Here is a 1,183-nt window from a genome sequence, read left to right as displayed (position 1 = left end):
CACTACATCAAGTTCCCCGACGCCGACACCATGAAGCGGATCGTGGACGTGCATTTCCCGACCCTCAAAAAGGAACTGCTGGCGGCCGCCATGAAGACCTTTTATGAGGTGCGCAACCTGCCCGGCCTCAAAAAGAAACCGTCTACCAGCGAACTGATCGACTGGCTCAAGCTGCTGGTGGCCGAGGACATTCCGCTGGAGACCCTGCAAAGCAGGGACGATAAAGTCGCCATGCCGCCGCTGGTCGGCGCACTGCTCAAGAACGAACAGGATGTGACGCTGTTTGAAAAACTGGTGTTCATGCAGCGCAACAACCGTTAACACAGAACGGGCGCGGCGCATGAACTTTGTAGGACCCGTCACGCTTGCAGCAAGCGGCGTGGAACTCGTGCCCCTGGCGCTGGACCATGAAAACGGACTGCGCGCCGGCGAATGGCCAGAGGTCAAGGCCCGGTTGCTCCACCTGCTCGACAAGCCGCGCCACTGAGGTTTATTCCACCATGCTGATTGACTTTTTCTACACCCTGCGCTCTGCCAAACTGCCGGTATCGGTCAAAGAGTACCTGATGCTGCTCGAAGCGCTGGAGGCCGGCGTGGTCGGGCCGAACAGCGGCAAACTGGCCGGACCCGACGGGGAAGGCCGCGAAGGCGCTTACAAGATAGACGACTTCTACTACCTCAGTCGCTGCGTGCTGGTGAAGGACGAGAAACACTACGACAAGTTTGACCGCGCCTTCGCCAGCTACTTCAAGGGCGTGGAAATGATCGCCGACTTCACCAAAGACATTCCACTCGAATGGCTGCGCAAAAACCTGGAGCTGGAGCTCAGCGCCGAGGACAAGGCAAAAATCGAAAAAATGGGCTGGGACGAGCTCATGGAAACGCTCAAAAAGCGCTTTGAAGAGCAAAAAGAACGCCACGAAGGCGGCAGCAAATGGATAGGCACGGGCGGCACCTCGCCGTTTGGCGCCAACGGTTTCAATCCGCAGGGCATCCGCATCGGGCAGGAAAAGAGCCGCAACCGGAGCGCCGTGAAAGTCTGGGACCAGCGCGCCTACAAGGACTACGACGACACGCAGGAACTCGGCACGCGCAACATCAAGGTGGCGCTGCGCCGCCTGCGCAAGTTTGCCCGGCTCGGCAACGCTGAAGAACTCGACCTGGCGGACACCATCAAGTCCAC

General features: G+C 59.1%; 1 protein-coding gene and 2 pseudogenes. All 3 read left to right on the top strand.

What is annotated here, in order from left to right:
- Positions 1–321: pseudogene (locus tag Q8K05_RS15630) on the top strand (ATP-binding protein); the annotation flags it as partial.
- Positions 322–340: 19 nt separating this feature from the next.
- The gene (locus Q8K05_RS15625; protein WP_305247543.1) at positions 341–487 is read left to right on the top strand and encodes a hypothetical protein; all 147 of its coding nucleotides are present in this window, start codon (positions 341–343) and stop codon (positions 485–487) included.
- A 13-nt stretch (positions 488–500) separates the two neighbouring features.
- Positions 501–1,183: pseudogene (locus Q8K05_RS15620) on the top strand (hypothetical protein); the annotation flags it as partial.

The organism is Polaromonas sp. (genome assembly GCF_030682935.1).
Classification (GTDB): domain Bacteria; phylum Pseudomonadota; class Gammaproteobacteria; order Burkholderiales; family Burkholderiaceae_C; genus Polaromonas.
Note: the sequence above shows the minus strand (reverse complement) of the source record. Positions and strands in the feature narration are given on the sequence as shown.

What these genes read in the sequence shown, in the direction of transcription:
- Q8K05_RS15625 (WP_305247543.1), top strand. Translation starts at nt 341, where the DNA reads ATGAACTTTGTAGGACCCGTCACGCTTGCAGCAAGCGGCGTGGAACTC.